The 5,157-nt window shown below is 51.0% G+C and carries 1 protein-coding gene, 2 tRNA genes and 2 rRNA genes; 1 reads left to right on the top strand and 4 read right to left on the bottom strand.

Annotated features, from left to right (window positions below; all coding sequences use genetic code 11):
- From AC2VLY_RS14500 to AC2VLY_RS14485, 4 genes are all read right to left on the bottom strand, one after another.
- Positions 1-1,960, bottom strand: a 23S ribosomal RNA gene (locus tag AC2VLY_RS14500); the annotation flags it as partial.
- Between the two features lie 247 nt (positions 1,961-2,207).
- Positions 2,208-2,283 (bottom strand) — tRNA-Ala (locus AC2VLY_RS14495).
- A gap of 30 nt (positions 2,284-2,313) precedes the next feature.
- Positions 2,314-2,390 (bottom strand) — tRNA-Ile (locus AC2VLY_RS14490).
- A gap of 83 nt (positions 2,391-2,473) precedes the next feature.
- Positions 2,474-4,010, bottom strand: a 16S ribosomal RNA gene (locus tag AC2VLY_RS14485).
- A gap of 643 nt (positions 4,011-4,653) precedes the next feature.
- On the opposite strand from AC2VLY_RS14485, the gene AC2VLY_RS14480 reads away from it, so the two are divergent.
- Positions 4,654-5,157: hypothetical protein (locus tag AC2VLY_RS14480; RefSeq protein ID WP_486922524.1), on the top strand; the 504-nt coding region annotated here is incomplete at its 3' end.

Below are 5,157 nucleotides of genomic sequence, written 5' to 3'. Positions count from 1 at the left end.
CATTCGTGCAGGTCGGAACTTACCCGACAAGGAATTTCGCTACCTTAGGACCGTTATAGTTACGGCCGCCGTTTACCGGGGCTTCGATCAAGAGCTTCGCGTTAGCTAACCCCATCAATTAACCTTCCGGCACCGGGCAGGCGTCACACCCTATACGTCCACTTTCGTGTTTGCAGAGTGCTGTGTTTTTAATAAACAGTCGCAGCGGCCTGGTATCTTCGACCGGCATGAGCTTACGGAGCAAGTCCTTCACCCTCACCGGCGCACCTTCTCCCGAAGTTACGGTGCCATTTTGCCTAGTTCCTTCACCCGAGTTCTCTCAAGCGCCTTGGTATTCTCTACCCAACCACCTGTGTCGGTTTGGGGTACGGTTCCTGGTTACCTGAAGCTTAGAAGCTTTTCTTGGAAGCATGGCATCAACCACTTCGTTAACTAAAAGTTAACTCGTCATCAGCTCTCGGCCTTAGAATCCCGGATTTACCTAAGATTCCAGCCTACCACCTTAAACTTGGACAACCAACGCCAAGCTGGCCTAGCCTTCTCCGTCCCTCCATCGCAATAACCAGAAGTACAGGAATATTAACCTGTTTTCCATCGACTACGCTTTTCAGCCTCGCCTTAGGGACCGACTAACCCTGCGTCGATTAACGTTGCGCAGGAAACCTTGGTCTTTCGGCGTGGGTGTTTTTCACACCCATTGTCGTTACTCATGTCAGCATTCGCACTTCTGATACCTCCAGCAAGCTTCTCAACTCACCTTCACAGGCTTACAGAACGCTCCTCTACCGCATCACTTACGTGATACCCGTAGCTTCGGTGTATGGTTTGAGCCCCGTTACATCTTCCGCGCAGGCCGACTCGACTAGTGAGCTATTACGCTTTCTTTAAAGGGTGGCTGCTTCTAAGCCAACCTCCTAGCTGTCTAAGCCTTCCCACATCGTTTCCCACTTAACCATAACTTTGGGACCTTAGCTGACGGTCTGGGTTGTTTCCCTTTTCACGACGGACGTTAGCACCCGCCGTGTGTCTCCCATGCTCGGCACTTGTAGGTATTCGGAGTTTGCATCGGTTTGGTAAGTCGGGATGACCCCCTAGCCGAAACAGTGCTCTACCCCCTACAGTGATACATGAGGCGCTACCTAAATAGCTTTCGAGGAGAACCAGCTATCTCCGAGCTTGATTAGCCTTTCACTCCGATCCACAGGTCATCCGCTAACTTTTCAACGGTAGTCGGTTCGGTCCTCCAGTTAGTGTTACCCAACCTTCAACCTGCCCATGGATAGATCGCCCGGTTTCGGGTCTATTCCCAGCGACTAGACGCCCTATTAAGACTCGCTTTCGCTACGCCTCCCCTATTCGGTTAAGCTCGCCACTGAAAATAAGTCGCTGACCCATTATACAAAAGGTACGCAGTCACAGAACAAAGTCTGCTCCCACTGCTTGTACGCATACGGTTTCAGGATCTATTTCACTCCCCTCTCCGGGGTTCTTTTCGCCTTTCCCTCACGGTACTAGTTCACTATCGGTCAGTCAGTAGTATTTAGCCTTGGAGGATGGTCCCCCCATATTCAGACAAAGTTTCTCGTGCTCCGTCCTACTCGATTTCATGACTAAGAGATTTTCGCGTACAGGGCTATCACCCACTATGGCCGCACTTTCCAGAGCGTTCCGCTAATCTCAAAGCCACTTAAGGGCTAGTCCCCGTTCGCTCGCCACTACTAAGGGAATCTCGGTTGATTTCTTTTCCTCAGGGTACTTAGATGTTTCAGTTCCCCTGGTTCGCTTCTTGCACCTATGTATTCAGTACAAGATAACCATCTTATGATGGCTGGGTTCCCCCATTCAGACATCTCCGGATCAAAGTCTGTTTGCCGACTCCCCGAAGCTTTTCGCAGGCTACCACGTCTTTCATCGCCTCTGACTGCCAAGGCATCCACCGTATGCGCTTCTTCACTTGACCATATAACCCCAAGCAATCTGGTTATACTGTGAAGACGACATTCGCCGAAAATTCGAATTTCTCAACTAAGAGAACTCACAAATTTTACCTTAGCCTGATCCGCTACCAGTGAAAGTAACGTTCAGTCTATCTTTCTATCACATACCCAAATTTTTAAAGAACGATCTAATCAAAGACTAGAAATCAACATTCACCATCAACCTGATGGAATGCTCATTTCTAAGCTTTAAACTTTCAGAAGCAGTAGTGGTGGAGCCAAACGGGATCGAACCGTTGACCTCCTGCGTGCAAGGCAGGCGCTCTCCCAGCTGAGCTATGGCCCCGTATTTCTACAGGCGTTTCCCACACAAAATTGGTGGGTCTGGGCAGATTCGAACTGCCGACCTCACCCTTATCAGGGGTGCGCTCTAACCAACTGAGCTACAGACCCAATTTCGGGCTGCTTCTTTATCGTCTTCTTCAATGAATCAAGCAATTCGTGTGGGAACTTATGGAGCAGCTGATGTCGTCGATTAAGGAGGTGATCCAGCCGCAGGTTCCCCTACGGCTACCTTGTTACGACTTCACCCCAGTCATGAATCACACCGTGGTAACCGTCCTCCCGAAGGTTAGACTAGCTACTTCTGGTGCAACCCACTCCCATGGTGTGACGGGCGGTGTGTACAAGGCCCGGGAACGTATTCACCGCGACATTCTGATTCGCGATTACTAGCGATTCCGACTTCACGCAGTCGAGTTGCAGACTGCGATCCGGACTACGATCGGTTTTATGGGATTAGCTCCACCTCGCGGCTTGGCAACCCTCTGTACCGACCATTGTAGCACGTGTGTAGCCCAGGCCGTAAGGGCCATGATGACTTGACGTCATCCCCACCTTCCTCCGGTTTGTCACCGGCAGTCTCCTTAGAGTGCCCACCATAACGTGCTGGTAACTAAGGACAAGGGTTGCGCTCGTTACGGGACTTAACCCAACATCTCACGACACGAGCTGACGACAGCCATGCAGCACCTGTCTCAATGTTCCCGAAGGCACCAATCTATCTCTAGAAAGTTCATTGGATGTCAAGGCCTGGTAAGGTTCTTCGCGTTGCTTCGAATTAAACCACATGCTCCACCGCTTGTGCGGGCCCCCGTCAATTCATTTGAGTTTTAACCTTGCGGCCGTACTCCCCAGGCGGTCAACTTAATGCGTTAGCTGCGCCACTAAAAGCTCAAGGCTTCCAACGGCTAGTTGACATCGTTTACGGCGTGGACTACCAGGGTATCTAATCCTGTTTGCTCCCCACGCTTTCGCACCTCAGTGTCAGTATTAGTCCAGGTGGTCGCCTTCGCCACTGGTGTTCCTTCCTATATCTACGCATTTCACCGCTACACAGGAAATTCCACCACCCTCTACCATACTCTAGTCAGTCAGTTTTGAATGCAGTTCCCAGGTTGAGCCCGGGGATTTCACATCCAACTTAACAAACCACCTACGCGCGCTTTACGCCCAGTAATTCCGATTAACGCTTGCACCCTCTGTATTACCGCGGCTGCTGGCACAGAGTTAGCCGGTGCTTATTCTGTCGGTAACGTCAAAACAATCACGTATTAGGTAACTGCCCTTCCTCCCAACTTAAAGTGCTTTACAATCCGAAGACCTTCTTCACACACGCGGCATGGCTGGATCAGGCTTTCGCCCATTGTCCAATATTCCCCACTGCTGCCTCCCGTAGGAGTCTGGACCGTGTCTCAGTTCCAGTGTGACTGATCATCCTCTCAGACCAGTTACGGATCGTCGCCTTGGTGAGCCATTACCCCACCAACTAGCTAATCCGACCTAGGCTCATCTGATAGCGCAAGGCCCGAAGGTCCCCTGCTTTCTCCCGTAGGACGTATGCGGTATTAGCGTCCGTTTCCGAACGTTATCCCCCACTACCAGGCAGATTCCTAGGCATTACTCACCCGTCCGCCGCTCTCAAGAGAAGCAAGCTTCTCTCTACCGCTCGACTTGCATGTGTTAGGCCTGCCGCCAGCGTTCAATCTGAGCCATGATCAAACTCTTCAGTTCAAACATCTTTGGGTTTTTAAGAAACCCTAAACCTGGCTCAGCAATCGTTGGTTACATCTTTGATTTCTCGCGGAGTAACTTGTGATGCTGATAATCTTGTTGACTATCAGTCTGACTCCACAAGCACCCACACGAATTGCTTGATTCAGTTGTTAAAGAGCGGTTGGTTAAGATCTTTCGTCTCAACCGAGGCGCGCATTCTACAGCAGCCTCATTTGCTGTCAAGTGATTATTTTCAGAAGTTTTCGAAGGTTTCTTCAACAACTTCAACCACTTGCGCTTCCGATCACTCGTTAGCGGGAGGCGAATTCTACAGCGTTACACGCAGCTGTCAACACCTCTTTTTCAACTTCCTGCGGGCTTCGATGAACTGAAGCAACTGACTGCCGAAACCTACATAACTCATTGTTTACCAAGGAGTTTTCCGTTTCGACTGCGCCGGAAGTGGGGCGAATTATAGGCCTCCAGAATCTGCCGTCAAGCCCTTAATTCGATTTTTCTATCAAAGAGCCAAAAATCACTCAACACTCTCTATATAGAACGATATACGTCCCAGCATGAGCAATATATTGCTCAATTCAAAACAGTTAAGCATCATAGCGCCAGATTCATTTTCCAATACGACCTCGGACAAACACCCCCAATGACCACCTCCCCTCGCAGCCTGGCCACGGCACTGTTCCCTATCGGCCTGCTGTTGATCGCCATGGCTTCCGTCCAGTCTGGCGCTTCGCTGGCAAAGAGCATGTTCCCTATCGTTGGCGCGCAAGGTACTACCGCTCTGCGCCTGATTTTCGCCAGCGTAATCATGCTGCTTCTATTACGGCCATGGCGTGCCAAGCTGACAGCAAAGTCCCTGCGCACCGTCATCGTCTACGGGATGGCATTGGGGGGGATGAACTTTCTCTTCTATATGTCATTGCGCAGTGTCCCCTTGGGGATTGCGGTCGCCCTCGAATTCACTGGACCGCTTGCGGTAGCAATCTATGCGTCACGTCGGGCGGTCGACTTCCTGTGGATCGCGCTCGCGATCGTCGGCCTATTGTTGTTGATCCCAATGGGAGAAACCAGCAACAGCATCGACCTGCTCGGCGTGGCCTACGCACTGGGAGCAGGCGTCTGTTGGGCGCTGTATATCCTGTTTGGC

It is taken from the genome of Acidithiobacillus sp. TH-A36 (assembly GCF_057473445.1).
Note: the sequence above shows the minus strand (reverse complement) of the source record. Positions and strands in the feature narration are given on the sequence as shown.